General features: G+C 66.7%; 23 protein-coding genes and 1 tRNA gene. 15 read left to right on the top strand and 9 right to left on the bottom strand.

The window, feature by feature from the left end:
• The first annotated feature begins 375 nt into the window (after positions 1–375).
• The 6 genes from EIK80_RS09380 (at position 376) to EIK80_RS09350 (ending at position 8488) form a co-directional block, all read left to right on the top strand.
• Positions 376–951, top strand: a complete 576-nt coding sequence (locus tag EIK80_RS09380; RefSeq protein ID WP_125156731.1) for a nitroreductase family protein — start codon at positions 376–378, stop codon at positions 949–951.
• Positions 948–3587 (top strand): erythromycin esterase family protein, encoded by a 2640-nt coding sequence (locus EIK80_RS09375; RefSeq protein WP_125156730.1) that lies wholly within the window; start codon positions 948–950, stop codon positions 3585–3587. Before EIK80_RS09380 ends, EIK80_RS09375 begins: the two co-directional genes overlap by 4 nt.
• Positions 3588–4219: 632 nt before the next feature.
• Positions 4220–5599, top strand: a complete 1380-nt coding sequence (locus tag EIK80_RS09365; protein ID WP_199743428.1) for a thiolase family protein — start codon at positions 4220–4222, stop codon at positions 5597–5599.
• A 1-nt stretch (position 5600) separates the two neighbouring features.
• On the top strand, positions 5601–6020 hold the full coding sequence (locus EIK80_RS09360) for a Zn-ribbon domain-containing OB-fold protein (protein ID WP_125156729.1): 420 nt from the start codon (positions 5601–5603) through the stop codon (positions 6018–6020).
• A gap of 513 nt (positions 6021–6533) precedes the next feature.
• Positions 6534–7157, top strand: a complete 624-nt coding sequence (locus EIK80_RS27005) for a helix-turn-helix transcriptional regulator (RefSeq protein WP_370450211.1) — start codon at positions 6534–6536, stop codon at positions 7155–7157.
• Complete coding sequence (locus tag EIK80_RS09350) at positions 7154–8488, top strand: type II toxin-antitoxin system HipA family toxin (RefSeq protein ID WP_125156728.1); 1335 nt, start codon at positions 7154–7156, stop codon at positions 8486–8488. The genes EIK80_RS27005 and EIK80_RS09350 overlap by 4 nt, the downstream gene beginning before the upstream one ends.
• A gap of 327 nt (positions 8489–8815) precedes the next feature.
• Here the strand turns inward: EIK80_RS09350 and EIK80_RS09345 are convergent, their stop codons facing one another.
• The 6 genes from EIK80_RS09345 to EIK80_RS09320 all read right to left on the bottom strand — a co-directional run bounded on the left by EIK80_RS09345 (position 8816) and on the right by EIK80_RS09320 (position 13773).
• Positions 8816–10126 (bottom strand): site-specific integrase, encoded by a 1311-nt coding sequence (locus EIK80_RS09345; RefSeq protein WP_125156727.1) that lies wholly within the window; start codon positions 10124–10126, stop codon positions 8816–8818.
• Between the two features lie 147 nt (positions 10127–10273).
• A tRNA-Ser gene (locus EIK80_RS09340) sits at positions 10274–10363 on the bottom strand.
• Between the two features lie 103 nt (positions 10364–10466).
• Positions 10467–10886 carry a PaaI family thioesterase gene (locus EIK80_RS09335; protein ID WP_125156726.1) on the bottom strand — a complete coding sequence of 140 codons (420 nt, stop codon included), beginning with the start codon at positions 10884–10886 and terminating at the stop codon, positions 10467–10469.
• An 81-nt stretch (positions 10887–10967) separates the two neighbouring features.
• Positions 10968–11813, bottom strand: a complete 846-nt coding sequence (locus EIK80_RS09330; protein ID WP_199743427.1) for an MBL fold metallo-hydrolase — start codon at positions 11811–11813, stop codon at positions 10968–10970.
• A gap of 105 nt (positions 11814–11918) precedes the next feature.
• Positions 11919–12620: a hypothetical protein gene (locus tag EIK80_RS09325; RefSeq protein WP_125156724.1), complete on the bottom strand. Its 702-nt coding sequence runs from the start codon at positions 12618–12620 to the stop codon at positions 11919–11921.
• A gap of 127 nt (positions 12621–12747) precedes the next feature.
• The gene (locus tag EIK80_RS09320; protein ID WP_125156723.1) at positions 12748–13773 is read right to left on the bottom strand and encodes an RluA family pseudouridine synthase; all 1026 of its coding nucleotides are present in this window, start codon (positions 13771–13773) and stop codon (positions 12748–12750) included.
• 92 nt (positions 13774–13865) lie between these two features.
• Here EIK80_RS09320 and EIK80_RS09315 point away from each other — a divergent pair, with 92 nt between their 5' ends.
• The gene (locus EIK80_RS09315) at positions 13866–16361 is read left to right on the top strand and encodes a TonB-dependent receptor (protein ID WP_125156722.1); all 2496 of its coding nucleotides are present in this window, start codon (positions 13866–13868) and stop codon (positions 16359–16361) included.
• A gap of 111 nt (positions 16362–16472) precedes the next feature.
• Positions 16473–18179 carry an alkaline phosphatase gene (locus EIK80_RS09310; RefSeq protein WP_125156721.1) on the top strand — a complete coding sequence of 569 codons (1707 nt, stop codon included), beginning with the start codon at positions 16473–16475 and terminating at the stop codon, positions 18177–18179.
• Between the two features lie 119 nt (positions 18180–18298).
• Here EIK80_RS09310 and EIK80_RS09305 read toward each other — a convergent pair whose 3' ends face one another.
• Both EIK80_RS09305 and hisI read right to left on the bottom strand, forming a co-directional pair.
• Complete coding sequence (locus EIK80_RS09305) at positions 18299–18925, bottom strand: LysE family translocator (protein ID WP_125156720.1); 627 nt, start codon at positions 18923–18925, stop codon at positions 18299–18301.
• The gene (hisI, locus tag EIK80_RS09300) at positions 18912–19331 is read right to left on the bottom strand and encodes a phosphoribosyl-AMP cyclohydrolase (RefSeq protein ID WP_125156719.1); all 420 of its coding nucleotides are present in this window, start codon (positions 19329–19331) and stop codon (positions 18912–18914) included. The genes EIK80_RS09305 and hisI overlap by 14 nt, the downstream gene beginning before the upstream one ends.
• 115 nt (positions 19332–19446) lie before the next feature.
• Here hisI and EIK80_RS09295 point away from each other — a divergent pair, with 115 nt between their 5' ends.
• Entirely contained in the window at positions 19447–20331 is an 885-nt protein-coding gene (locus tag EIK80_RS09295) for a DUF817 domain-containing protein (RefSeq protein ID WP_125156718.1), read from the top strand.
• A gap of 3 nt (positions 20332–20334) precedes the next feature.
• Here the strand turns inward: EIK80_RS09295 and folE are convergent, their stop codons facing one another.
• Positions 20335–20970, bottom strand: a complete 636-nt coding sequence (folE, locus tag EIK80_RS09290) for a GTP cyclohydrolase I FolE (protein ID WP_125156717.1) — start codon at positions 20968–20970, stop codon at positions 20335–20337.
• 198 nt (positions 20971–21168) lie between these two features.
• On the opposite strand from folE, the gene cysS reads away from it, so the two are divergent.
• From cysS to EIK80_RS09260, 6 genes are read left to right on the top strand one after another with little or no spacing between them, the layout of a single operon-like run.
• On the top strand, positions 21169–22560 hold the full coding sequence (gene cysS / locus EIK80_RS09285) for a cysteine--tRNA ligase (RefSeq protein ID WP_125156716.1): 1392 nt from the start codon (positions 21169–21171) through the stop codon (positions 22558–22560).
• A gap of 14 nt (positions 22561–22574) precedes the next feature.
• Positions 22575–23036, top strand: a complete 462-nt coding sequence (locus tag EIK80_RS09280; RefSeq protein WP_125156715.1) for an SRPBCC domain-containing protein — start codon at positions 22575–22577, stop codon at positions 23034–23036.
• 7 nt (positions 23037–23043) lie between these two features.
• Positions 23044–23505, top strand: a complete 462-nt coding sequence (locus EIK80_RS09275; protein ID WP_125156714.1) for an iron-sulfur cluster assembly scaffold protein — start codon at positions 23044–23046, stop codon at positions 23503–23505.
• Positions 23506–23557: 52 nt separating this feature from the next.
• On the top strand, positions 23558–23812 hold the full coding sequence (gene yidD / locus EIK80_RS09270; RefSeq protein ID WP_125156713.1) for a membrane protein insertion efficiency factor YidD: 255 nt from the start codon (positions 23558–23560) through the stop codon (positions 23810–23812).
• Positions 23809–25803, top strand: coding sequence for a threonine--tRNA ligase (gene thrS / locus EIK80_RS09265; protein ID WP_125156712.1), 1995 nt, complete (start codon positions 23809–23811; stop codon positions 25801–25803). The genes yidD and thrS overlap by 4 nt, the downstream gene beginning before the upstream one ends.
• Entirely contained in the window at positions 25803–26729 is a 927-nt protein-coding gene (locus EIK80_RS09260) for a glycosyltransferase family 2 protein (RefSeq protein ID WP_125156711.1), read from the top strand. Before thrS ends, EIK80_RS09260 begins: the two co-directional genes overlap by 1 nt.
• Positions 26730–26739: the final 10 nt, after the last annotated feature.

The following is a 26739-nucleotide window of genomic DNA, read 5'->3' as shown; positions in this document are numbered from 1 at the left end:
TATGGCCGGGGCGGCATTGACCTGCGTCAACGCGTGCCCCGGTCTGTCGCCCTTCAATTGAACGTCCCCCGTGTTGCGCTTTCGGAGGAGGCCAAGATGACGGTTGCCGCTCAGGTCTCGGTCACGTCCGGCTGCGGTCAGGATCGCGCCATTGCGAGCCAGCTCGGATCGCCGCGACGTGAGATCGACCGCCTGTTCGAGGTGGAGCCACGTCGCTGCGCAAGGGCCGTGAGCGGAGCCATGAGAGTGTCGGGCCCAAGACCGTCGCCGTGACAAACGCCTCACCACCTCGTCGCGGCGTCATCAGACGCCAGCGGCGTCCGATCTCACGTCTCGCGGCGGTAGCGGCGGGGCCTCTCAGGAGCCAAGACCGACATGGACGTGCTCATAGCCATTCACGAGCGCCGCGCTGTCCGCGACTATAGGGACGAGCCGGTGGCCGACACGGCGATCGCCGCTCTGATTGACGCCGCTATCTGGGCTCCAAGCGGGATCAATCTGCAGCCCTGGTGCTTTTTCGTCATCGATGATGCGGCGACGTTGGCGGCGTGTTCGACCAAGGCCAAGGCGGCCCTCCAAGCGGCGGCGACGGATCACCCCGAACTGACGGGCCTGCGGTCAATGCTCGCCTCGCCGGCGTTCAATATCTTCTACAATGCCCCTGTCCTGATCATCATCTGCGCGACAACCGCCGATCCGATGGCTCTCAAGGATTGCTGCCTGGCCGCGCAGAACCTGATGTTGGCCGCGACCGCCCAGGGTCTGGGCACGTGCTGGATCGGCCTTTCGGAAACCTGGTTGAATACCGATGCGGCCAAGGCAGACCTGGGAATTCCGGCCGGCTTCACGCCCGTGGCGCCGATCATCGTCGGCCATCCCAGGGGTTCGTCGCCGCCTCCGGGCCGGCGCGCCGCCGATATACGTCGTGTCGGCAAGGCGGTGCTGTCATGAGCGCGCCCCACAGCGCCGCGATCTTCGCGGACCGCGCCGACGCCGGCCGGCAATTGGCGGCGCGGCTGGCGGGGCTGGGTCTCTCGCGTCCCGTGGTCTACGCCCTGCCGCGCGGCGGGGTTCCGGTCGCGGTGGAAATCGCCAAGGCCCTGGCCGCGCCGATCGACCTGATCCTCGTGCGCAAGCTTGGCGCGCCGGGGCAATCTGAACTCGCCGTTGGCGCTGTGGTGGACGGACAAGAGGCGCAGGTCGTCATTAACGAGGATCTGGCCGCCGCGACCGGCGCCGACGCCGCCTATCTTCAGGACGTCCGGCGACGCGAACTTGGCGAGATCGAACGGCGAAGGGCGCTCTATCTCGGCGACCGTTCTCGGATCAGCCCTGCCGGGCGCACGGCCATCGTGGTCGATGACGGCTTGGCGACCGGCGCGACGGCCAAGGCCGCCTTGCGGGCGCTCCGCCGTCAGGGCGCCGCCCGCATCGTGCTGGCCATCCCGCTCGCGCCAGTCGAGACCCTGGAAGCCATGCGCGCCGAGGCCGACACGGTGATCTGCCTGGCATCGCCGTCGCCGTTTCTGGGCGTTGGCAGATTCTATGACGACTTCCATCAACTGACCGATGATGAAACCATCTCGCTGTTGCGTCAGGCCTGGGACGGCGCCGCCTCTGGCGGGACCGTTGAACGGCGCGAGGTGCGGCTGCCGCCGAGCGGCCTGACGGGTGACCTTCAGGTTCCAGAGGAGGCGCGGGGCATCGTGGTGTTCGCTCACGGCAGCGGTTCCAGCAGGCTTAGCCCGCGCAATTGCGCCGTGGCCGACTCCCTCAACACGCGCGGCTTGGCGACGCTGCTGTTCGACCTGCTGGACGACACCGAGGCCGCCGATCGCCGCAAGGTCTTCGACATCGACTTCCTGGCCGAGCGACTGGTCCAGGCCATAAACTGGATCTCGGGTCAGCCGGATCTGGCTAGGTTGCCGCTGGGTTTGTTTGGCGCCAGCACCGGTGCGGGCGCCGCTCTGGTGGCGGCCGCCAGGCTGGGCGAGGGGGTGGGCGCCGTCGTCTCTCGCGGCGGACGGCCGGACCTAGCGGGCGCCGCGCTAGCGCGGGTTTCAGCGCCAACCTTGCTCATCGTCGGCGGTGCGGATCATCAGGTCATCGAGCTCAACCGGCAGGCCCTGGCCGTGCTGCGATGTGACAAGGCCCTGCGCATCGTGCCCGACGCGGGACACCTGTTCGAGGAAGCCGGCGCGCTCGAACAGGTAATGCATCTGGCCGGGGACTGGTTTGGCGCCAAGCTTTGCGGCCCGGTCGCGACCGCAGATGCACGGGCTCTGACTGTCACGCCTCAGGCCCGCCTGGCCGCGGCGGCCGAACCGCTGCCGGACATCGACGATCCCGCCTTCGCCGCCGCCTTCGACCGCTACGCCAAGGCCCGGGTCGTGCTGATCGGCGAGGCCAGCCATGGGACGAGCGAGTTCTATCGCGCCCGGGCGGCGATCACCCGCCGGCTCATTGAACAGCATGGCTTCGAGGTCGTCGCGGTCGAGGCCGACTGGCCCGACGCCGCCGCCATAGATCGACACGTGCGATTGAAGCCGCACAGGGAGATGACGCCGTCGCCATTTACCCGCTTTCCCACTTGGATGTGGCGGAACACCGACGTAGAGGCTTTCACCCGCTGGCTGCGCGATCACAACGCCGGAAAGCCGGTCGCTCACCGCGTCGGCTTCTATGGCCTTGACCTCTATAACATGCGCGCGTCGATGGCTGCGGTGCTGGCCTATCTCGACGAGGTCGATCCGGCCGCCGCCGCCGAAGCGCGCGATCGGTACGCCTGCATGGCGCCCTGGAACGCCGCGCCGGCGACTTACGGCCGAGCTGCGATCAGCGAAGGTTATGCGATCTGCGAGCGCCAGGTGGTGAGCATCCTGGTCGATCTGATGCGCAAGGCCGCCGACTACGCCGCCCAGGACGGCGAGACCCTGTTTGACGCCACCCAGAACGCTCGACTGGTTGTCGACGCCGAACGCTACTATCGGGCCATGTATTATGGCGCCCACGAGTCCTGGAACCTGCGTGATCGGCATATGTTCGAGACGCTCGATCGTGTTCTGAGGATGCGCGGCCCGCAGGCCAAGGCGGTGGTCTGGGCCCACAATTCCCATATCGGCGACGCCCGCTACACCGAAATGGGCGCCGCGCGGGGCGAACTGAACATCGGCCAGCTCTGCCGTGAACGCTTCGGAAGCGACGCCGCGCTCATAGGCTTGGGCACTCACAGCGGCACGGTGATGGCGGCTTCCGACTGGGACGCGCCGGCGGAGGTCAAGACGGTCAAGCCCTCGCGCCCTGACAGCTATGAGGCGTGGTGCCACGCGGTGGGCGTCGAACGGTTCCTCATCGATCTGCGGCCGGGTCACAATGAGGCCTTGCGGACCGATCTGCGTGAACCTCGGCTGGAGCGGTATGTCGGCGTAGTCTATCGCCCCGACAGCGAGCGCCTGAGTCATTACGCCCACGCCAGCTTGTCCCAACAGTACGACGCCTTTGTCTGGTTCGACCAGACGCGGGCCGTGACCCCGTTGGCGACCGAGGTTCGCGCCGGCGAGGACGATACCTATCCCTTCGGTCTTTGACTTGCGGGTGCTTTGGACTGGCGACGCGGTCGAGTTGGAGGCCAGCGTCAGCTCCAATGGAGCCTGCCGCGGCACGATGGGGGCCTTTCCTTATCCGGGCGGCGTCGAACGCGTCGATTGCCGGCGGAAGAATCTGGTCCGGCCCAGCTAGCGAAGCGCCCTCGGGGACGCCATCGAGTTGGTTTTGGTGGGGGGACTCCAAAGGCCTGCCGGCCACGCTGCTGATCAAGAACGCCGAGGACGTGTCCATCGAACTTGGTGTGGCGGGGATCATTCGCGACGCCGAAGGGATTGTCGCGGCCGTGCATCCCCAAGCCTGGGTCACCGCCAGGATGCCTAGGTGTCGTTTCCAAGAGGGTTGTTCACCCGTTGCCAAGGTGTGAGGCCTTTGATGCCGCAGTGGGGTCGGTTGAGGTTGTAGGTGTCGGTCCAGGGCTTGATGGCCTTGGCGCGATCGTCCGAGCAGGCGTAGGGGCGGCCAGGCGCCCAACGTGAAAGCTTCGATCCCCTGCTGGTGTCGAGTCTAGGTCCTTGCCGGGCGACCGGTTGCGGGGGCCAACGGGCGGGTTTTCGAAGGCTCCTGCGCGCGCGCCTGAGCCGTTTGATGAGGATCAAAGCGCGATGTCGGCCACGTGATCCTCTTGTGTCACTTCGGGCTCGCCGGCGACCCGAATGTGTTTTCAGACGAGCCATTTGCCAGCGCGGTCAACCAGCGGCGGAGGATTCAGTTCATGAGAAACAGATTACGCGAACGCGCGGTGATTTCAGGTGTCGGCTGCTCGCGGTTTGGGGACCTGCTCGAGACGCCCGGCCTTAAAGGCCTGAGCATTCAGGAATTGACGGCCAGCGCGGTCAAGGAAGCCCTCGACGATGCGGGGCTGACTGGCCAGGATGTCGACGCCGTGTTCGCTGGCAATGCGATGGTTCACAGCTCGCAAGCGCCCGGCACCTATTCCCAGCTCTCCAAATGGACGGGAACCCAGTTCAAGGCCGGCGTCCACTTCGAGGCCCAGTGTTCGACCACCAACGTCGGCGCAGCCCTTGCCGCCATGTCGGTCGCGGCCGGCGTCTACGACACCGTCCTCGTCTACGGCCTGGAGACCACGCGCACCAAGGTGAAGGGATTTAGTCCTTACGAGCGCGAGCCGATTTCAAACCAGCAGACTTGGTTATGGACCGACATGGCGGTCAATCAGGCCTATGGCGTGCCGCAGGGCTACGACATCTTCTCGACCTACAATGGTCTTGTCGCGCTCGGTTACTGCCGCAAGTACGGCCTCTCGATCGAAGATTTCGACCGCGGCATGTTCGAACTCTGCCGAACACGGCGGTTGCACGGCGCCATGAATCCCAAGGCCAACATCCAGGAAAAGCTCGAAGACCGCGCAGCCAGGGAAGGCTTCTCGGATCCCTACGAATACTGGCGCTCCGACGCGCACAATCCCTTTGTCGCCTGGCCGTCGCGGCTGCTGAGCCTGGTAACGACGGCGGACGGCGCCTCGGCCATGGTCATCACCCGCGCGGACCTGGCCAAAGGCGGCAAGTCGCAACCGGTCGAACTCAAGGGGTTTGGCATCAACTATAGCGACCTGCCTTGGTACGGCGAAGACCCGACCCATTGGGAGTTCGATAAGCGGGCGATCGACAGCGCCTTCGATATGGCCAGCATCACGGCCGCCGACATCGACTACCTGCACACCCACGATTGCTCGCACATCTCCGGCATCTGCACCGCAGAGACGATCGGCTATCTGGAGCGCGGAAAAGGGCTGGAGGCCGCGAGAGAAGGCCGCCTGCGCTTTGACGGCGACCGTCCTATGTCAACCCACGGCGGCCGCCACGCCTTTGGCCATGCATGGGGGGCGAGCGCGGGGACAGATACTTACGAGGCCGTCCTGCAAATGCGCGGCAAGGCGGGGCCAAGACAGATCGCGAAGCCGCCTGAAATCTCCGTCATTCACACGCACGGATACGCCATGATCAGCACCGTTATCGTCCTTGGGGGCATTTGACATGTCGAATGTCGCGGAAAAACCCAGCGCTCTTCGTTCGTATTACGAAGGGCTGGCCAGGAACGTCTTCCTGGCAACCCTCTGCAAGTCATGCCAGGGCTACACTTTCCCGCCGACCGGCTGCTGTGAGCATTGCGGGAGTTGGGAGGTTGAACCGACCGAGCTGAGCGGCGATGGGACGCTTCTGCTGGCGACCCACAACATATCGCCCGCCTGTCATCCGCGATTTGATGCGATCGCGCCCTATGTCTACGGCCACATCCGCCTGAAAGAGGGGCCCATCGTGCAAGCTATCGTGCTCGGCGTGCAGCCGACTCCGGATGATCTCAAAGCCCTGTTCGAGCGGGGTCCCGTTCCCGTAAAGGCGGAAACGCTTCGGATGAGCGACTTGCCGGTCATCGCCTTCCGTATTGCCAGTTGAGGGGGCGCTGGACGATACGGGCGTCTCCCAGCGCCACTGTACTGCCCCGTCGTTTCGCCGGCGGCGCTGCGGCCGGCCCCTGCTGGCGTCACACGCCGCAGCGACATTGCTTCTGGCGCGCTGCGATCGAAACTCAAGGCCGAACTGGTGATGTGGTTGACGGACGAAGGCTATGAGGTGACAGCCTCGGGCCGCGAGAGCGACGCACGTGGGCTACCCGGACTATGGCTGCAAGCTCGCTGAGCATCTCGCGTGCGGTGTCCGGCCGTGGAGGATTAGGCTCTGCGGCGCTTGGCAGAGCGGCGGGTTGCGACCGGCAGGTCGATGCCGATGATCTCGGCGTCGCTCTAGGTATCTTCCCAGCCGCGCTCCCGTGCGGGACTTTTCGCGGCAGATCAGCGCAACGCTCTGCCATTTATTCCCGTATGGGAGCATCGGCGCGTTCCCGAACGGGAGCTTGCATTGACATCAGCGCTCGAAGGACGCTTTATGTTCCCGAACGGGATCTAGGAAATGGCTGGCAGCGATAAATCCGAGAAAAGTTTCAACCCCAAGGCAATGGGCGGCGACGTGACGTCCGCCGCGCAGGCCATGAAATTGGCGATGGGTGGCTCGCTGGCAAGCAAAGCTCTGGACATCGGAGGTTTGGCTGGCGTCTCGGGTAGAGACCTCCGCAAGTCCATGAGCGAGGCTAGCCGTTCTCAGGCCGATGCCCTCATGGTCGGGGGACGAGACCCGAATGCCCAAGCGCTGGAGGCGCGCATGGCCGGAGGCGTCGCCGGCCTCCCTGCAGACAACGCCGTGGAGCGCAGTCTTGGCCTTACCGCAGTCGGACGCTCAGTGGATACGGCTCTTGAGCCTGTGGCGCCGGCTGCCCGCCTCGGGCGATTGTCGACGCAACCGACCAGTGAGTCGCCGTCGGGGCCGATGCCGGTCAATTCTCCGGCCGCCTTGGGCAAGCTGCTCCGTCAGGCGCGCGAGGCCATGGGTCTGACCCAAGCCGCCTTCGCCGACGCCGCCGGCGTCGGACGACGCTTCTTGTCCGAACTGGAAAACGGCAAGCCCACGCTGGAACTGGGAAAAGTGATGGCGGTGTGCTCGGCGGCCGGCGTTGATCTGCTGGCGGCGCGGCGATGAGCGATCCTATGGGCCTGGTCGTCCGCATGGACGGCTTTGCACTGCCGGCCGGCTACCTCGCCTCCGACGCGAACCACGCCATCAGCTTTGCCTATGACGATCGCTACGTCGCGGCCGGCGGGCCGCCGCTGTCGCTGTCGATGCCGGTCGAGCAGGTGGACTTCGGCGATGTCGCCACCCGCGCCTTCTTCGACAACCTTTTGCCTGAGAACGATCAGATGCAGCGCGTGATGGACCGCGAAGGTCTGGCGCGCGACGACATTGTCGGATTGCTGAGCCACCTGGGCGCCGATTGTTCGGGCGCGATCTCCTGCCTGCCCGTTGGCGCAGACCCTATCAAGGTTCCCGGGGTTTTGGCCGAAGACTATGAATTGCTATCGCCGGAAGCGGTCGCGGCAATTGTCCATAGTCTGGCAGAGAAGCAGCGGCTGCCCGACGCCGTGCGCGACCCTTCGCCAGTGGCCGGGGTGCAGCGGAAGATTGCTCTGACCCACACGGCGCAGGGCTTCGCAACGCCCAAGGCGGGCAAGAAAGTTCCGACCACCCACATCCTCAAGGTTCCCGAAACCCGTCTGGGTCGCGACGCGCGGTTGGAGGAGGCCGCCGCGCATCTCGCCCAGTCGGTAGGTTTGGAGGTTTCGGTTCCCAAAGCCTTGGTCATCGATGGCGTCGAGGTCTTGCTCATCGAGCGGTTCGACCGTGTCGTGCGCGATGGGGTCGTCTATCGGCTACACCAGGAAGACTTCGCCCAGGCGCTCGGCCTGCCGGCGACACTGAAGTATCAACGCAATGGCGGGGCCGGGCGCGTGTTCGACAGCGCCGCCATCGCCACACTGCTCAAGCAGACGACCGCTCCGGCGTTGGCGCGCGAGGCCTTTCTTTCGGCGACGATCTTCAATCTTCTGATCGGCAACACAGACAATCACGCCAAGAATCACGGCCTGATCTATCGGCATGGCGGCGCGCCGTCGCTGGCGCCGCTCTATGATCTGCTGCCCAGCCGGATGAATCTGGATTTCAACGATCAGCTGGCCTTCAACATCGGCGGGGCCGATCATCCGGACAAGATCACCGCCAACGACCTTTTGGCTTTCTTCGCCACGTTCGGTTTTTCGCGCGGGGCGGCCCTTCGCTTTATCGACCGCGTCGCCGTCCCGATGATCACAGCCCTCGAACGGGCGAGTCTGGATTTGCCTCGCCAGCGGTTGAAGGACTTTGATGATCTGATCGGCCGGGAGACCGAGCAGCTCGTCGAGACCCTTGGCCTGAACCTCAAGATCCGTGAGCGCGACTATTATCCCAAAACCCGCCACGCGCTCGCCGCAAGCTGAACAGGCGCGCAGGCATGATCGGCCGCGAAGATCAAAAATGGCAGGATGTCTCTGCGGCCGGTCTGAAGGCTGCTTAGGGATTCATGCGGCGGTGATCGACACCGCTGAAGCGGGCTCGCAACCCAGCCGCCTGCCTTGGCATGGGTCGACGGCAAGCGGAAAACGGGGCGACGATGCGCCATCAAAACACGTTCCCAAGGCGGAGCATCTGTATACGGATAAATGACGGACGCCTGGCATCAGATCGGGTATTACCCGGCGCGTCCACCATCAGTCGCTGGATAGCGGAACCACCGGCCCAGCGCGCCGGATAGAGCAGGACTTTCCTTAGGCGGAGCGAACTTCCGACCCGCCTTGTGCGTCTGGAGTGGGCTTTGTCCCTCGCTGTGCGCGGCCTGTAGCGACTGCCCAGTCCTCCATGAGCAACCGACGCTTTTCGAACAGATCGCCACGCCGATAGGCGGCCTCGACCTTGTTGCCGATCGTGTGGGCGAGGGCCATCTCGACAATCTCGCTTCGATACTCGGTGGTCTCGGCGGCCCAATCGCGGAAGGTGCTGCGGAAACCGTGGGCGGTGAGGTCTTCGCGCTTCATTCGCTTCAGCACCGCCAGCATCGCCATGTTGCTCAGCTTCTTACCAAACAGCGTGCCCCAGAAGAGGGGGCCGACGGGCGGTATTTCGTCTGGAATGGGCTGCCTTTTGGATTCGAGAACGCGCCGGATCACGGCGGCGTAGTCCGCCTTCCGTCCTTCAAGGATCTCTATCAAGGGCGCCGTGAGTGGAACGCGGTGTTCCTTACGCCCCTTCATTCGGTCGGCCGGGATAATCCAGACACGGCCGCCGAGATCAATCTCGTTCCATTCGGCGCCGATGACCTCTCCGGTGCGGGCGGCGGTGAGGATCGTGAACTCAAGAGCCCGCGCCCCGGCGCCGGGTTGGTCCTTCAGCGCAGCCATGAAGGCGCTCAACTCGGCGTAGGGCAGGGCGGCGTGATGTTCGACCTTATGGACGCGCGACTTCGCCGGCAGCAGCTTTTCAAGGTGCCCCTTCCAGCGCGCCGGGTTCTCGCCTTCGCGCAGCCCTCTGGCGGTCGCCCAATCGAGCACCGCCTCAACGCGTCCTCGCACGCGGCTGGCGGTCTCGGGCTTTGTGGACCAGATCGGTTCAAGGACGGCCAGGACCATGCCGGTGTCGATATCCGAGACGCCGCGACTTCCGAAGATTGGATCGGCGTAGGTCGTCAGCGTGCTCTCCCATTGCTGGGCGTGCTTTTCATTGCGCCAACCGGCCTTGTTCGCGCGGATGTACGCTAACGCTGCCTGCTTGAACGTAAAGCCTTTGGCGGCTTCCAACGTGCTGCGGGTGCGGGCCAGTTGGCGTTGCTCGATCGGGTCGATGCCGTCGAACTTGAGGCGGCGGGCGTCTCGCGCCATTGCGCGCGCTTCCGACAAGCTGATCGTATGGGCCGGACCTAGTCCCATCTCGCGGGCGCGGCCCTGCAGCATGTAGCGATAGACCCAGGACTTACCGCCGCCCTTCTGGACCATCAGATAGAGGCCGCCACCGTCCGGGTGCATTCCCGGCCGTGTCGTCCTTTTGACCTGCAGCGCCGTCAGGCGTTCCCAAAGTCGGGCCATTTTGTCCCACACTTCGTCCCACGAATGAGACTCGGAGCGTGTTGGATCGCGTGAGACGTGTCGAAACACGTTTTCGCGATTATCCCTTATGGTTCAGGGATTTGCGGGACGCCCGGGGGCGTTCTGGCACTGACTGGGATGGGGTGGTGGCGGAGAGGGTGGGATTCGAACCCACGGTGCCCTTCCAGGCACGCCGCATTTCGAGTGCGGTACATTCGACCACTCTGCCACCTCTCCAGGCCGCCGTTCCGAGCGGTTTTGGAACCGCCCGAGGTCGAGGGCGCGATACCTAGCGGCGTCGCCGCCGGGACGCAAGCCCTTCTTCCCAGGTTTTTCGCGGTCAGCCTTTTGGTCGCAGAATCATCTGGGTGCAGCGGAAAAGAGCGATGGTTTTTCCGGTGGCCTCGGCGGTCACCACGGCGTCCCAGACCTGGGTGGTCTTGCCGCCGTGGACCAGCTTGGCTTCCACCGCCACGCCGCCGTCGCGGGCGGTGCCCAGGAAGTTCGACTTCAGTTCGATCGTGGTGAAGCTGGTTCCGCCCTCGGGCAGGGAGATCATGCAGCCGTATCCCGACGCCGAGTCGGCCAGGGCGATGACGCTGGCCGCGTGCAGGAAGCCGTTGGGGGCCATGTGGCGCTTGTCGACGTCGAAGCGGCCCTTGACGTGGCCCGGCATGGCCACCCGCCACTCCAGGCCCAGAAGGTCGGGCAGGAAGCCGGCCTGGCCGGCGGTCAGGGCGGCGCTGAAATCCTCGGCCATGGCGGCTTGCTCCATATGCTTCGCGTGCGAACCATATGCGCGGCGCGCGATCCTGGCGCAAGTCCGTTCGGAAAAGAAACCCTAGAGCTTGGTGATGTCGACCGGCGGGAAGCGCGGGCCGCTCTCGGGCTGCGGCGGCAGCTTGCCGGAGCGAATGGCCACGCGCAGGGCGGCCGAGGCCAGCACCGGGTCGGGCAGGATGGCGTCGGCGGCGGTGCGCAGGGCGATGAAGTCCAGCCGGTCGATCTTGTCGTTCAGCTGAATGTTGCCGGCCTTCTCCTCGGCCACGGTCGATTCGCAGACCGCCGAGGCGCAGACGCCGGGCAGGATGCGGGTTCGCGGCGGCAGCTTGAGGAACTTGCGCGCGTCGTCCCAGGTCCTGCCGGCGTCGGCGCCGGGGATGTCGCAGCGGCCGGCGCCCTCGGCGGGGGCGAGCATCAGATCGCCGGTGAACAGCACGTCGCCCATCAGATAGGCGACCGCGCCGGGCAGACGGCCGGTCAGGGCGATCGGCGTGAACTCCACGCCGCCCATCGGGAAGCTGTCGCCGTCCTGGGCCAGCTTGTCGAAGTCCCAGCCGTCGAGGTCGACCATGGTCTCGCCGAACTTGGGAGCCAGGCGCTTGAGGCTGTCGACCACCTTGGCGCCGATGCAGATCGACGCGCCGGTCTCGTATTTCAGATGACCGGCGGCCGACACGTGACCGGCGTGAAGGCCGGTCTCCAGGATCCAGGTCGGGCCCAGGTCGCGGGCGCGGATTTCGGCGATGATCCGGTTGATGAAGCTGGCGTCCACCGCCTCGGTGACGGGATCGAAGTCCAGGACCGGATCGACAATGGCGCAGAGATAGGTGGCGGGATCGACGATCAGATAGGTCACCGTCCCCGTCGCGGGATGGTGGTATGCGATGATTTCCGGCTGCATCAATCTGCCTCAGACGCCCGAGGCCGGCACCATGGCGGCCAAGCCGTTAAACATCCGCGAACGGCGATACGACTTTTGGCGATTTCGAGGTGTCTGGTGCGGGCTCGCCTAACGTCCGTCAGCCGCGGCGCAGGGGTGGCTCCCGTCACGCATGCCCGCGACCCACATCGGCTCGACATAGCGACCGCCGTCGCGGAAGCCGGGCGCGCAGCCGTCGGGCGTGTCGGAACCGCCGCGCCGGTTGCCGGTGACGATCGACAGGGCGACCGACTGGCTCTCGCCGCCGCGCGCGCGGCCATAGCCCGGGCCGTAGCCATAGCCGCCGCCGTACCCGTACCCGGGGCCATAGCCGCCGCCATAATAGGGATCATACCAGCCGCCGCCGTGCTTGCCGAAGTCGGTCTTGGAGACGGCGACCCCGACCGTGGTGTTCTCGCCGACCGGGAACAGGCCCGTGGCGTAGACGCTGCGATAGCCGCCGGTGCCGACCGACACGCCCATCGAGCCGTGGACCTTGCGTTTGCCGTCCGCGTCACGATCGGCGGGCAGCAGGCCGCGCGGGCCGTCGTCGACCTCGGGGCCGGGATTGGCGGCGATGAAGGCGGCGATCTGTTCCTGGGTGGTCAGCTGCCTGACCGGCGCCGGCGCCGCCGGAGCGGCCGGCGCCGTGGCGGTCAGGGCCTGGGCCGAGGGCTTGGCCTGGGCGGTGGCGATGACCTCGTCGTCCTCGCTCGCGAAAGCGGGGCCAGCGAGAACGGCGGCGCTCATGCTCGCGGCGGTCAGGGCGATAGTCGCGAGATGATGCCGCATGGGACGCTCCAACATGACCCGGCCGATAAACTGGACCGCCCAAGAACTAGACCGGTAAGCCAGCGCAATTAGGGCGCTTTTGTTGCCGGGGCGCAAGTTTAACCCGCCTTGTGAATATGGGCCGGGTTCAGAGCGTTTCCAGTCCCGCCTCCAGCGCCGCCATGTCCGGGGGCAGGGGGGTCTCGAAGCGCAGGGCCTGGCCGGTCACCGGATGGACGAAACCCAGCAGCGCCGCGTGCAGCGCCTGGCGCTTCAGGCCCGCCGCCGCGACCTGCTCGCGGACAGGTCCCGCCGCCTGGCTTGCGCCGTAGACGGGATCGCCCAGGCAGGGCGAGCCCTTGCTGGCCATATGGACGCGGATCTGGTGGGTGCGGCCGGTTTCCAGGCGGCACGCCACCCGGGCGGCGAGCGGTTTGTCCTGTGGCCCGAACGCGGCCTCGACCCGGTAGTGGGTGATGGCCCGGCGGCCGCCGGACTTCAGCACGGCCATCTTCTTGCGGTCGCTGGGGGAGCGGCCAAGCTGGGTGTCGATCGTGCCCGACGCGGGCGATGGGGCGCCGCGCGTCAGGGCGACATAGAGTCGGTCGATGTCGTGGGTGGCGAACAGCTTCGACAGGCCCTGATGCGCCACGTCGCTCTTGGCCGCGACCATGACGCCGGACGTGTCCTTGTCCAGGCGGTGGACGATGCCGGGCCGCGCCACGCCGCCGATGCCCGACAGGCTGGCGCCGCAGTGGTGCAGCAGGGCGTTGACCAGCGTGCCGTTCGGCGTGCCGGGCGCCGGATGCACGGCCATGCCTGCGGCCTTGTCGACCACGATCAGGTGCTCGTCCTCGTAGAGGATCGATAGCGGGATGGCCTCGGGCTCCGGCTCGGCCGGGGATGGGGGCGGCACCGACAGCACGTAGGTCCCGGCCCTGGCCTTGCGCGCGGCGTCGGTGATCGGCTGGCCGTCCAGGGAGAGACGGCCCTCGCCGATCAGGGCCTGCAGACGGGCGCGCGACAGGTCGGGGAACAGCGGGGCCAGCACCTTGTCCAGCCGCTGGCCGGCCAGGCTGTCGGGCAACTCGGCGGTCAGCGCCTCGCCGGCGCCGACTTCGGGAGCATCGCCGTCCAGCGCGTCGTCATCCAGCTGATCTTCGACTGTATCCACTGGGGTTTCATCACTCCGTCACACGCTCGTCGCGTCGCCGACACGGCCCATGCCTACGGCCCAGGTCTAGTATGGCGCCGAGGGGATATTCGATGCACGCTTTCCGCACCACCACGCTGTTGACCGCCAGCATCCTGGCCCTGGCCCTGGCCATCGCCGCTCCGGCCATGGCCGCCGATGAGACGCCGGCGCCGGCCAACAACGATCAGGCCACCCAGCTGGGCGAACTGGTCATCACCGCCCAGAAGCGCGCCCAGGACCCGGTGGAGGTGCCGATCGCGGTCACCGCCTATTCGGGCAAGTTCCTGGAGGCCATCGGCGTCAAGTCGTTCGAGGAGCTGTCGGCCTTCACGCCCGGCTTCCTGGTGCAAAACCAGTCGAACAACAACTCCGGCTTCGTGATGCGCGGCATCACCTCCGACTCCGGCTCGTCCGCCGACGAGGCGCGGGTGTCGATCTATCAGGACGGCGTGTCGATCTCGCGCTCGCGCGGCTCGTATGTCGAGCTGTTCGACATGGAGCGGGTCGAGGTCGCCAAGGGCCCGCAATCGACCCTGTTCGGGCGCGGCGCCCTGATCGGCGCGGTGAACCTGGTGCAGAACAAGGCCAACCCGGCCAAGACCGACTGGGCGCTGAAGGCCGAGGGCGGCACCGGGGGCTATTTCACCGGCGACGCCATGGTCAATTTCGCGTTCGGCGACGGCAGCGCGCTGCGCATCGCCGCCCGCACCCGCCAGGTCGACGGCTATGTCGACGACGCGGCTGGCGGCGACCCCTACAACTCGACCGACAGCCAGGCCGTGCGCGTCGCCTACCACCTGGAGCCGGGTAACCTGAAGCTGGACCTGATCGGCAACTACCAGGTCGACGACACCACCGGCACCTCGTTCAAGAGCCACACCTTCAATCCGACCAACCCGGTCACCGGCGCGGTGCTGGGCGACACCGGCGTGGCCTCCGCCGCCACCCTGTCGCCGGGCGCGGGCTTCGAAGGCGGCAAGCCGCTGGGCCTGGACCGCAAGGTCTACGGCCTGACCGCCCTGGCCGAGTACAAGCTCAGCGACAGCCTGACCCTGTCGTCGATCACCGCCACGCGCGCCTTCCACTCGAACGAAGTGTTCGATCCGGACGGTACGAGCCTGCCGATCCTGACCTTCGCCGAGGACGCCAAGGGCCGTCAGCAGAGCCAGGAACTGCGCCTGCGTTATGACGACGGCGGCCGCTTCTCGGGCTTCGTCGGCGGCAACTACTTCCACGAGACCGGTTCGTGGCGGATTCCGGGACAGTATGACGAGCGCCTGGTGCTCGCGCTGCTGGCCGGGAACACGCCCCTGGGCATCAGCCGTCCGAACCCGCAGCCTCTGGCCGTGCTGACCAACCCGGCCTATCTGGCGCAGGTGCTGCAACTGGGCTTCGGCATTCCGAGCGCCATCGCGCCGGGGATCGTCTCGAACCTGAAGCCGATCCACCGCGAGACCTTCGCCAACTACAGCGAGAACACCGCCTATGACGTCTATGCCGACGGCACTTTCAAGCTGACCGACAAGTTCGAGATCACGGCCGGCATCCGCTACACCAGCGAAGACCGCGAGGCCGCCTACGCCTCGAGCGTCGACAACGGCCGTTCGATCCTGGGCATCCTGCTGGCCGCCCCGACCCCGACCAACCTGTTCCTGGCCGCCCAACCGAACGCGGTGAACAATCCGGCCCTGCCGATGGTCGGCCTGATCACCCAGCCGACGGCGAACAACGGCGACCGCTTCAGCAAGAAGATCGACGACAGCGGCCTGACCTGGCGCCTGGTCGGTCGTTACGCCGCTTCGGAAGACCTGAGCTTCTACGCCTCCTACGCCCGCGGCCGTCGCCCGGATGTGATCTCGACCAGCGCTCCGGCCACGCCTCTGGGTTCGGCGCGCTTCAACGTGGTCGCCGCCGAAGAGGTCAACAGCGTCGAGGGCGGCGCCAAGGCCAAGCTGGCCGGCGGTCGCGTGTTCCTGTCGGGCGCGGTGTTCCACTACGACTACGACAACTTCGCCACCAGCTTCCGCCAGGGCGCGCAGGTCGTGACCCTGAACGCCGGCAAGGCCAAGGCCTACGGCTTCGAGGGCGAGGCCCGCGTCCAGGCCGACGACTACTGGACCCTGTTCGCGACCTACGGCTACAACCACGCCCGCCTGAAGACCGGTCTGCGCGAGGGCAACCATTTCCGCCTGTCGCCGGACAGCACCTTCTCGGTGGGCGCGGCCTTCAGCCACGAGGCGTTGGGCGGCAAGCTGACCTTCACCCCGACCTACACCTGGCGCTCGAAGATGTTCTTCGACGACGACAACGACCGCTCGGACCTGCAGTCGGGGGGCCTGTTCCCCGACACCACGGTCGACGAGTACCAGAACGCCTACGGCCTGCTGAACGTCCGCGTCGGCTTCGGCGCCGCGGACGACCGCTGGAAGGTCGAGGCCTTCGTCGAGAACCTCACCGACCAGAAGTACCTGAAGGACGCGGGCAACACGGGCGACAGCTTCGGCATCCCGACCTTCATCGCCGGCAAGCCGCGCTTCATGGGCGTGGGCGTCACGTTCCGCCACTAAACGCCGCCGTCCGACCTTCCCCGGGCGAATGCCGGGGAGGTCGGATTTGAGGTTGCTCGACAGCCTCCTCCTTTCGTTGTCTCGTGCCGCCGTGTCTGGGGAGAGCACATCATGACCATCGACCGCCGCAAGGTTCTGGGCCTGCTGGGCCTGTCGGGCGCCGCCGCCGGCGAGGCCGCCGCCGCCACCGTCAAGGGCCTGCACGATGGCCCGGTCAGCTTCGACCACGGCGTGGCCTCGGGCGATCCGCTGCAGGACCGCGTGATCCTGTGGACGCGGGTGACCGCGCCGGGCGCCAAGCTGCCCGTGGGCGTGCGTTGGGACGTGGCCAACGATCCGGACTTCAAGACCATCGTCCGTCAGGGTCACGCCACCACCGACGCCGGACGCGACCATACGGTCAAGGTCGACGTGACGGGGCTGAAGCCGGGGACCGAGTATCACTACCGCTTCCGCGCCAGCCGCGCGGGCCAGCCGGTCGGCGAGGCGGTGGTCGGCCGCACCCGCACGCTGCCGACCGGCGCGACCAAGGACGTGGTCCTGGCGGTGGCCTCGTGCAGCCTCTATCCGAACGGCTATTTCAACGCCTATGACGCGATCGCCAAGCTGCCGCGCGTCGATGCGGTGCTGCACCTGGGCGACTACATCTACGAGTACGGCGCCGCGCCCGGCGACTACGGCATGAACTCGCCGACCGCCAAGACGCGCATGCCCGACCCGCCGCACGAGATCGTCACCCTGGACGACTATCGGCGCCGTCACCGCATCTACAAGACCGACCCCATGCTGCAGGCGGCCCACGCTCGCGCGCCGTGGATCGTCGTCTGGGACGACCACGAGACCGCCAACGACAGCTGGATCGGCGGGGCCGAGAACCACACGCCCAAGACCGAGGGGGACTGGGCGACCCGCAAGGCCGCGGCCCTGAAGGCTTATTATGAGTGGATGCCGATCCGTGAGCCTTCGGCGGGCGCCCTGCCCGAAGCGGCCTGGCGCGACTTCCAGTTCGGCGACGTCGTCACCCTGCTGATGACCGAGACGCGTCTGACCGCGCGCAGCCAGCAGCTCGACTACGAGACCGACCTGCCGATCGTCGACGGCAAGCCCGATGTCGCCGCCTTCGTCGCCAAGTGGAAGGATCCCTCGCGCCGGATGATGGGCCAGGATCAGGAGCGGTGGCTGGCCGGTCAGGTCGGCGCCTCGGTCAAGGCCGGCACGGCCTGGCAGGTGCTGGGCAACCAGGTGGTCATGGCCCGTGTCGCCACGCCCAACCTGCAGAAGACGATGGGCGAGGAGAAGTTCGACGCTCTGGTCGCCAAGCTGCCCGACTACGCCAGGAAGCGCGTCGCCCAGTCGGTGGCGATGTCGGCCTATGAGATTCCGTCGAACCTGGACGCCTGGGACGGCTATCCGGCCGATCGCCAGCGGGTCTACGACATCTTCACCGCCGCCCAGGCCCGGCCGATCGTTCTGGCCGGCGACAGCCACATGTTCTGGGCCAACGAGCTGTGGAACGACGGCGGCGACAAACGCGTGGCCGTCGAGTTCGGCGCGACCTCGATCACCTCGCCCGGCTATGGCGACCTGATGCCCGGCGCGCCGATCGGCGAGGCCTTTGTCCAGCGCAACAAGGAAGTCCGCTACAGCCACCCCAGCGCCAAGGGCTTCGTGCTGCTGACCCTGGAGCATGGCAAGGCGACGGGCGACCTGGTGGCGGTCTCGACCATCCTGGAGCCGAAATACGAGACCAGCGTGCTCAAGCGCTTCGTCGTGACGCCCGCCGCCGGCGGCGGCGTCGAGGCGCTGAAGGAGGGGTAGGCTTACTGGCCCCCGCCTGACCGCTTCGCGGTCGTCCGCCCCCCGGAGGGGGCGGACGGGGAACCGCAGACCTTCTTCCCCCTCCGGGGGAGGAGGGCCGAAGGCCCGGAGGGGGCGAGTCAGCGCCGTTCCAGCGCCAGCCGCAGGCCGAACGCCACGAAGACGCAGCCCGTCACCCGGTCCAGCCACCGGACCACCACGGCTTCGCGCAGCAGCCCCGCGATCGGCACCGTGGCGGCGATCAGGGCGGCGAACCATAGCAGTCCCAGGACCACGTGGATGCCGGCCAGCAGCAGCCCGAACCGGGCCGGTGCGACGCCGGCCGGAATGAACTGCGGCAGGAACGACACGTAGAAGATGCCGACCTTGGGGTTGAGCAGGTTGGTCAGGAGCCCGCGCCGCAGGGCCGCGATCGGGCCGGCGTCGATGGCCTTCATCTCGCCGGGCTCGAACTGGTCGCGGGGCTTGAGGATCATGCGGATCCCGGTCCAGGCCAGATAGGCGGCGCCGACCCACTTGAGGACCGCATAGGCCATTTCCGAGGCGGTCAGCAGCGCGCCCACCCCGAAGGCCGCCGCCGCGCCCCAGATGAAACAGCCCAGGCCGATCCCGATCGCCGCTCCGGTCGCGCGACGAGGACCCTCGGCGGCGGCGGTGCGGATCACCAGCGCGGTGTCGAGGCCCGGCGTCAGCGTCAGCAGCCCGGCGGCCAGGGTGAAGGCGATAAGGGCCTCAGGGGTGGTCATGGATCGGTGTTTCCCGCTCAACCAGCTTCCCGTCGTTCAGCACGCGGTAGAAGCACGAGCGGAAGCCGACGTGGCAGGCGCCGCCGTCGCCACGCGGACGCACCTTCAGCAGCACCGCGTCCTGGTCGCAGTCGACCCGCAGCTCGACGACGTCCTGCAGCTGGCCGCTGGTTTCGCCCTTCTTCCAGAGCTCGCCCCGCGAGCGGCTGAAATAGTGGGCGATGCGGGTCTCGACCGTCAGCTTCAGCGCCTGGGCGTTCATCCAGGCCAGCATCAGGATCTCGCCGCTGTCGGCGTGCTGGGCCACCGCCACGACCAGACCGTCGGCGTTGAAGCGGGGCGCCAGAGCGGTTCCGCGCTCCAGATCGTGCTTGCTGTGGGCTTGGGGGAACAGGTCGGTGCTCATGGCGCCACATATGGCGCAGGGCGAGGCCGTGCGCTAGTTTCCCGCCCCTGCAAAGCCTGCCTGAACACGCTTTGTTTGGAAGGCTGGAGCGCGGCGTTGCGCTCCGGGGGACGCGATGAACCTGAAAGACCGCATCAAGGCCGGCGTGGCGGCGCTGGACGAGAGGGCGAGGCCTTGGGCGCGACGGTCGCGCTGGAACGGCTATGCCTACGAATTCCTGCTGTTCGGCCTGAAGCAGGCCTGGGCCTGTCTGTTCGGCGGCCTGATGCTGGCCCTGCTGGTCGGCACGCACCTGTTCTGGCCGGCCGGCGCGCCGCTGGCGCGCTACGATTTCCTGGTCATCGCCGCCGTCGCCATTCAAGTCCTGCTGCTGGCCCTGAAGCTGGAGCGCTGGGACGAGGCGCTGGTCATCTTCATGTTCCACGTCGTCGGCACGATCATGGAGCTGTTCAAGACCGCTCATGGCTCGTGGATCTATCCCGAGCCCAGCCTCTTGCGGATCGGCGGCGTGCCGCTGTTCACCGGCTTCATGTACGCCTGCGTCGGCAGCTACATCGCGCGGATCTGGCGGCTGTTCGACATCACCTTCGTGCGTTATCCGCCGTTCTGGAGCACCCACATCCTGGCGGTGCTGATCTACGCCAACTTCTTCAGCCATCACTACATCGTCGACTTCCGGATGGGGCTGTTCGCCCTGTCGGCGCTGCTGTTCGGCCGGACCTGGTTCGTGTTCACGCCGGATCAGACCGCGCGCCGCATGCCGATGCTGATGGGCGCGGTGCTGGTCTCGCTGTTCATCTGGTTCGCCGAGAACCTCGGCACCTTCGCCGGGGCGTGGATCTATCCCAGCCAGGCCAAGGGCTGGCATCTGGTGCCGATCGAGAAGATGGGCGCCTGGTATCTCTTGATGCTGATCAGCTTCGTCCTGGTGACGCTGGTCCACCGCCCGGTGGACGCCTGCGTCGCGCGGATCCGCGAAGGGATCCGCGCGGCGGCGTAGGCCCTACTTCCGCGTCACCAGATCCATGAACCGCTGCTGCAGGACCTTGTCGGTCTTGAACACGCCGCGGAACTGGGTGGTGATGGTCGAGACGTCGTGGTGGTGGACGCCGCGGGTGCTCATGCACTGGTGCTCGGCGTCGATCAGCACGGCCACGCCGGCGGCGCTAAGGTGATCCTCGATCGCGTCGGCGACCTGCATCGTCATGGTCTCCTGAGTCTGGAGACGCTTGGCGAAAATCTCGACCAGGCGAGCCAGCTTGGACAGGCCCACGACCTTGCCGGTCGGCATGTAGGCCACCCAGGCCTTGCCCAGGAACGGCGCCATGTGGTGTTCGCAGTGGCTCTGCACGTCGATGCCGCGCAGCATCACCATGTCGTCATAGCCCTGCACGTCCTCGAAGGTGCGCGAAAGCTCCTTGGCCGGATCGCCGTGATAGCCGGCGAACCACTCGCCATAGGCGTCGACCACGCGCTGGGGCGTGTCGAGCAGGCCTTCACGGTCGGGGTTGTCGCCGGCCCAGGCCAGCAGGGTCCGGACGGCGGCCATGGCCTCGTCTCGGGTGGGGCGCTCGGCGGGTTCAAGATCAAGACCGGTTTCAGAGCCGATCAGGGTTCGCTCGCGGGACAAGGCGTCCATGTTTTTCAGAGGTCTTTCCACGGGCTGAGTTGCGCCGAAGCGCCTGTCGCTCCGGAATTACGCGTGCCACCCGTTTCATATACGGCGCGAGGAGCGATTTAGACGCATCGCGACATGGCCCTCGCCGTATCTGGAAGATATATGGGGCCGGCCCCTTTCGGGGGCAACACCTCCGTTACGTTAGGTTGCCGCGACCCAATGACCCTGAAGATCCACGACACCCTGGCGCGCGAGAAGCGCGACTTCGTTCCCGCCGATCCCAAGCGGGTGACGATGTACGTGTGCGGTCCGACGGTCTGGAACCACGCCCACATTGGCAATTTCCGGCCCGTCGTCGTGTTCGACGTGCTCTATCGCGTGCTGCGCAGCCTCTATGGCGAGGACGCGGTGGTCTATGCCCGCAACGTCACGGACGTGGATGACAAGATCAACAAGAAGGCCGCCGAGGAAGGCGTCGACATCTCGGTGATCACCGAGCGCTACCTGGCGGCCTATCACCAGGACGCCGACGCCCTGGGCGCGCTGCGTCCGAATCTCGAGCCGCGCGCCACCGACCATATCGGCGCGATCGTCGAGATGATCGGCAAGCTGGTCGATAACGGCTCGGCGTATGCCGCCGAGGGGCACGTGCTGTTCGACACTCAGAGCTTTCCCGACTACGGCCAGCTTTCCGGGCGGCCGCTGGACGAGATGATCGCCGGCGCCCGCGTCGAGGTCGCGCCGTACAAGCGCCACCCGGCCGACTTCGTGCTGTGGAAGCCGTCCAAGGAAAACGAGCCCGAGTGGGACAGCCCCTGGGGCGCGGGCCGTCCGGGCTGGCATATCGAGTGCTCGGCGATGATCGAGAAGACGCTCGGCGACACCATCGACATCCACGCCGGCGGCATCGACCTGGCCTTCCCGCACCACGAGAACGAGGTCGCCCAGAGCCGCTGCGCTCACAGGACGTCGGTGCTGGCCAACTACTGGATGCACAACGGCTTCCTCGACATGGCCGGCGAGAAGATGTCCAAGAGCCTGGGCAATGTCGTCATCCCGCACGAGCTTCTGAAGAACGTGCCGGGCGAGGTGATCCGCTGGGCGCTGCTGTCGGCCCACTATCGCCAGCCGCTGGACTGGACGCCGGAGCTGCTGGAGCAGTCCAAGAAGTCGCTGGACCGACTGTACGGCGCCCTGCGCCGCGCCAAGGACGTGCCGCTGGATCAGGCCATGGAAGCCCCGGAAGAGGTGGTCGCCGCCCTGATGGACGATCTGAACACGCCGCTGGCCACGTCCGCCTTCTTCGAGGTCTCCAGCCTGATCGAGAAGGCCGTGACGGCCGGCGACACGATCGCCATCGCCGCCAACAAGGCCCGCCTGATCGAGGCCGGCGCCCTGCTGGGCTTCCTGCAGGCCGACCCGGACAGCTGGTTCGAGGGCGACGCGTCGGACGAACTTAAGGCCCAGGTCGAGGACCTGCTGGCCAAGCGCCTGGCCGCGCGCGCCGCCAAGGACTGGGCCGCCGCCGACGCGATCCGCGCCGAGATCGACGCCCTGGGCGTGGTGGTCATGGACGGCCCTTCCGGCGCCACCTGGCGAATGAAGGACTAAGGGTTAGCGAGCCGATGAAACGCGCCGTCGAGCACCGTATCGGGGTCCAGGCCCCCGCCGAGATCGTCTGGGAGATCGTCTCGGAATTCGAGTCCTGGGAGACATGGAACCCGCTCTACCGCAAGGCCGAGGGCCAGCTGAAGATCGGGGCCAACCTCACGCTGGAGCAGCACCTGCCGGGCCAGCCGGCCGCGGTGATCACGCCGGTGGTCCACGACTGGGTGCCGTACGAGCAGCTGCACTGGCGCTCCAGCCGGATCGGCGGGTTCGTCACGGCGATCCGCTATCTCGAGATCGAGAGCATGGGTCCGAGCAACTCGACCTTCTCGAACGGCGAGCTGTTCATGGGGCCGCTGCTGCGGTTCGTCGGCCGCGACGAGCGCCGCAAGCTGCGGGCCGCTTTCACGGAGATGGGCGAAGCCGTCCGCGACCGCGCCGAGGCCATCTGGTCCGAGCGCCAGAAGACCCCATCTTAAGCTTCCCATGATCGACGACCTCTACAGCGCTCGGATCCTGACGCTCGTGGCCAACATGCCGCGGGCCGGACGCCTGCCCGCGCCCGACGCCAGCGCCGAGAAACACGCCAAGCTGTGCGGCAGCCGGATCGTCGTCGACGTGGTCGTCGAGGACGGCAAGGTCATCGACTACGCCCAGGACGTTTCGGCCTGCGCCCTGGGCCAGGCCGCCGCCGCGATCCTGGGCGCGAATGTCATCGGCGCGGAACTTTCCGACATCGAGTTGGCGCGCGACTCTCTTGCCGCTATGCTGAAGACGAACGGTTCGCCTCCCGCGGGCCGGTTTGCGGAGCTCGCCGTGCTGGAGCCGGTCAAGGACTATCCCGCCCGTCACGCCTCGACGCTGCTGGCGTTCGAAGCGACGGTCGAGGCTGTCCGGAAGGCCACAGCTGTCTCCGAAACGCGAACTAGCACCGCCGGCGCGGCTTGATCCCTCTCTCCGGGGAGTGTGTAACCGCACTGCAACAAAGTCGCGCGCCGGCATGACCTTCTACGACCGCACCGTCGACCTTGGCCTTCGCGCCTACAAGTTGACGCTTTCGCCCCTCATCGGGCGGCAGTGCCGATTCGCGCCGAGCTGTTCGGAATACGCGGCGGCCGCCCTCAAGGATCATGGCCCGCTCAAGGGTTCCTGGTTGGCGTTGCGACGGATTTGCCGCTGCAATCCGTTAGGTGGCTCGGGGTACGACCCCCCGCCGCCGGGGCGCCAGCCACGCAAGTGGATATGTGAAGAATGATCGATCTGGTTTTCCCCGACGGCTCGGCCCGTCAGTATCCTGACGGCTCGACGGGGCGCGACGTCGCCGCCGCCATCTCCAAATCCCTCGAGAAGAAGGCCCTGCTGATCAAGCTGGACGGCCAGGTTCTCGACCTCGATCGCGCCCTGACGCCCGACCTGCTGACGGGCGAGCGCAAGTTCGAGATCCTGACGCGCGAAGCGCCCGAGGCGCTCGAGACGATCCGCCACGACACGGCCCACGTGTTGGCCGAGGCCGTCCAGGAGCTGTTCCCCGGCACCCAGGTGACGATCGGCCCGAACGTCGAGGACGGCTTCTATTACGACTTCGCGCGCGACGAGCCCTTCAGCCTGGACGATCTGGAGAAGATCGAAAAGCGCATGAAGGAGATCGTCGACCGCGACGAGAAGATCACGCGCGAGGTCTGGGACCGCGAGGAGGCCATTCGGCACTTCGACGAGATCGGCGAGCAGTACAAGGCTCAGATCATCCGTGACCTGCCGGGCACGGACACGATCACGGTCTATCGCCAGGGCAACTGGAAAGACCTGTGCCGTGGTCCGCACCTTCCGTCGACCAAGCATGTCGGCAAGGCCTTCAAGCTGACGAAGCTGGCCGGCGCCTACTGGCGCGGCGATCAGAATAACGCGCAGCTGCAGCGCATCTACGGCACGAGCTGGGCCTCGGAAGCCGACCTGGAAGCCTATCTGAAGCGCATCGAGGAAGCCGAGCGTCGCGATCACCGCAAGCTCGGCAAGACGATGGACCTCTTCCATATCCAGGAAGAGGGCAAGGGCATGGTGTTCTGGCACGCCAAGGGCTGGGCCCTGTACCGCGTGCTTGAGGACTATATGCGCCGTCGCCTCGACGCGGCCGGCTACAAGGAAGTGAAGACGCCGCAGATCCTCGACAAGAGCCTGTGGGAAAAGTCGGGCCACGCCGAGAAGTTCGGCCACGCCATGTTCATGTGCGAGAGCGCCGAGGGCGAGATCCTGGCGGTCAAGCCGATGAACTGCCCTGGCCACATCCAGATCTTCAACGTCGGCCAGAAGAGCTATCGCGAACTGCCGCTGCGCATGGCCGAGTTCGGCGCCTGCCACCGCTACGAGCCGTCGGGCGCCATGCACGGCATCATGCGGGTGCGCGCCTTCACGCAGGATGACGCCCACATCTTCTGCCGCGAAGAGCAGGTCACGGAGGAAAGCGCCCGGTTCATCGAACTGTTGCGCTCGGTCTATAACGACCTCGGCATGACGCTGGCCGACACCAAGTTCTCGACGCGTCCGGAACTGCGCGCCGGCTCGGACGAAGTCTGGGATAAGGCTGAAGCCGCCCTGTCCGCCGCGGCGCAAGCAGCGGGCGAGACCTTGGTGCTGCAGCCAGGTGAAGGCGCGTTCTACGGCCCGAAACTGGAGTTCTCGCTTAAGGACGCCATTGGCCGTGTCTGGCAGTGCGGCACGCTGCAACTTGATTTCGTTTTGCCGGAACGATTGGACGCCGAGTACGTTTCGGAGGATGGTTCGAAGAAGCGTCCGGTGATGCTTCACCGGGCTATCTTGGGGTCCTTCGAGCGTTTCATCGGCATCTTGTTGGAAAACTTCGCGGGCGCCCTGCCTGTTTGGCTGGCGCCGACGCAGGTTGTCGTGGCCACGATCACGTCCGACGCCGATGACTACGCCCGCGCGGTCGTCGAGAAATTGACCAGCTTGGGGATGCGCGCGGAAGTGGATCTGCGTAATGAGAAGATCAATTACAAGATTCGCGAGCATAGCCTCGCCAAGGTGCCCGTGATCGCGGTGGTGGGTCGTAAGGAAGCCGAAACGGGTCAGCTGGCTTTGCGTCGCCTCGGCGGCGAGGGGCAGAATATCCTTTCGCTCGAGGAAGCCCTTCGCGTCCTGAAGGCCGACGCCACCCCGCCCGACATCGCCCGCGCCCAGGAAGCCGCCAGATTGGGGCTCGCCAAACCGGCTCCGGAGGCCGCGACCGCCTGATGAACAGCATCCTCCCGTCCGTCTCGACCCTTGCCGTTGGTGCGCGTCCGGCCCGTCCGAACGTATCCGTCGTCATGGTCGTCTATCGGACGGGAGAGGCGCTGACCCAGAGCATCAGCCATGTCCTGGCCGAGCCGCTGGTCGATGAGTTCGTCATCGTCGACAACGGGTCCGACGGGCGCGACGAGGACATGCTGCGCTCGCTGGCCCTGACCGAGCCGCGCGTCGTGCTCAAGCAGGGCCACGGCAATATCGGTTTCGCCCGCGGCGCCAACATGGGCGCCTCGACGGCGGGCGGCGAGTACATCGTCTTCCTCAATCCCGACGCCAATCTGCAGCCGGGCTGCGTGGCCGCCCTCGTGACCGCCTTCAAGGGCCAGCCGACCCCGACCGTGGTCGGCGCACGAGTGCTCAACGTCGATGGCTCCGAGCAGCGCGGCGGCCGCCGCGGCGAGGTGACGCCGATGACCACCGTGCTCAGCTTCGGCCAGTTCACCCGCCGTCACCCCCAGCTGGCCAGCTTCGAGATCCACCGCGAGAACGAGCCGCTGCCGTGCGCGCCCGTACCGATGCCGACCATTTCGGGCGCCTGCTTCGCCATGCGACGCGGCGACTTCGAGGCGCTGGGCGGTTTCGACGAGGGCTATTTCCTGCATGTCGAGGACATCGACCTGTGCTGGCGCGCCCGCCGCTCGGGCGGCCAGGTGCTGTTCCAGCCCGACGCTCAGGTCATCCACCTGGGTCACACCAGCCAGGAACACCCGCTGAAGGTCGAGTTCCATAAGGGCGTCGGCCTGACCCGCTACTTCATCAAGCGCGCCGACAGCCTGCAGCTGTTCGCGGCGGCGGTGCTGTTGGCCCCGGCCATCATGCTGATGAGCGTGTGCCGGCCGCTGCTGTGGAAGCTGACCGGACGGCCGATCTAGGGGCGGGGGC

This window comes from Caulobacter sp. 602-1, from assembly GCF_003931565.1.
Classification (GTDB): Bacteria; Pseudomonadota; Alphaproteobacteria; order Caulobacterales; family Caulobacteraceae; genus Caulobacter.
The sequence above is the reverse complement of the archived record's forward strand: the minus strand, read 5'-3'. Positions and strand labels throughout refer to the sequence as shown.

What these genes read in the sequence shown, in the direction of transcription:
- EIK80_RS09380 (WP_125156731.1), top strand. Translation starts at nt 376, where the DNA reads ATGGACGTGCTCATAGCCATTCACGAGCGCCGCGCTGTCCGCGACTAT.
- EIK80_RS09375 (WP_125156730.1), top strand. Translation starts at nt 948, where the DNA reads ATGAGCGCGCCCCACAGCGCCGCGATCTTCGCGGACCGCGCCGACGCC.
- EIK80_RS09360 (WP_125156729.1), top strand. Translation starts at nt 5,601, where the DNA reads ATGTCGAATGTCGCGGAAAAACCCAGCGCTCTTCGTTCGTATTACGAA.
- EIK80_RS27005 (WP_370450211.1), top strand. Translation starts at nt 6,534, where the DNA reads ATGGCTGGCAGCGATAAATCCGAGAAAAGTTTCAACCCCAAGGCAATG.
- EIK80_RS09350 (WP_125156728.1), top strand. Translation starts at nt 7,154, where the DNA reads ATGAGCGATCCTATGGGCCTGGTCGTCCGCATGGACGGCTTTGCACTG.
- EIK80_RS09345 (WP_125156727.1), bottom strand. Translation starts at nt 10,126, where the DNA reads ATGGCCCGACTTTGGGAACGCCTGACGGCGCTGCAGGTCAAAAGGACG.
- EIK80_RS09335 (WP_125156726.1), bottom strand. Translation starts at nt 10,886, where the DNA reads ATGGCCGAGGATTTCAGCGCCGCCCTGACCGCCGGCCAGGCCGGCTTC.
- EIK80_RS09325 (WP_125156724.1), bottom strand. Translation starts at nt 12,620, where the DNA reads ATGCGGCATCATCTCGCGACTATCGCCCTGACCGCCGCGAGCATGAGC.
- EIK80_RS09315 (WP_125156722.1), top strand. Translation starts at nt 13,866, where the DNA reads ATGCACGCTTTCCGCACCACCACGCTGTTGACCGCCAGCATCCTGGCC.
- EIK80_RS09310 (WP_125156721.1), top strand. Translation starts at nt 16,473, where the DNA reads ATGACCATCGACCGCCGCAAGGTTCTGGGCCTGCTGGGCCTGTCGGGC.
- EIK80_RS09305 (WP_125156720.1), bottom strand. Translation starts at nt 18,925, where the DNA reads ATGACCACCCCTGAGGCCCTTATCGCCTTCACCCTGGCCGCCGGGCTG.
- hisI (WP_125156719.1), bottom strand. Translation starts at nt 19,331, where the DNA reads ATGAGCACCGACCTGTTCCCCCAAGCCCACAGCAAGCACGATCTGGAG.
- EIK80_RS09295 (WP_125156718.1), top strand. Translation starts at nt 19,447, where the DNA reads ATGAACCTGAAAGACCGCATCAAGGCCGGCGTGGCGGCGCTGGACGAG.
- folE (WP_125156717.1), bottom strand. Translation starts at nt 20,970, where the DNA reads ATGGACGCCTTGTCCCGCGAGCGAACCCTGATCGGCTCTGAAACCGGT.
- cysS (WP_125156716.1), top strand. Translation starts at nt 21,169, where the DNA reads ATGACCCTGAAGATCCACGACACCCTGGCGCGCGAGAAGCGCGACTTC.
- EIK80_RS09280 (WP_125156715.1), top strand. Translation starts at nt 22,575, where the DNA reads ATGAAACGCGCCGTCGAGCACCGTATCGGGGTCCAGGCCCCCGCCGAG.
- EIK80_RS09275 (WP_125156714.1), top strand. Translation starts at nt 23,044, where the DNA reads ATGATCGACGACCTCTACAGCGCTCGGATCCTGACGCTCGTGGCCAAC.
- yidD (WP_125156713.1), top strand. Translation starts at nt 23,558, where the DNA reads ATGACCTTCTACGACCGCACCGTCGACCTTGGCCTTCGCGCCTACAAG.
- thrS (WP_125156712.1), top strand. Translation starts at nt 23,809, where the DNA reads ATGATCGATCTGGTTTTCCCCGACGGCTCGGCCCGTCAGTATCCTGAC.
- EIK80_RS09260 (WP_125156711.1), top strand. Translation starts at nt 25,803, where the DNA reads ATGAACAGCATCCTCCCGTCCGTCTCGACCCTTGCCGTTGGTGCGCGT.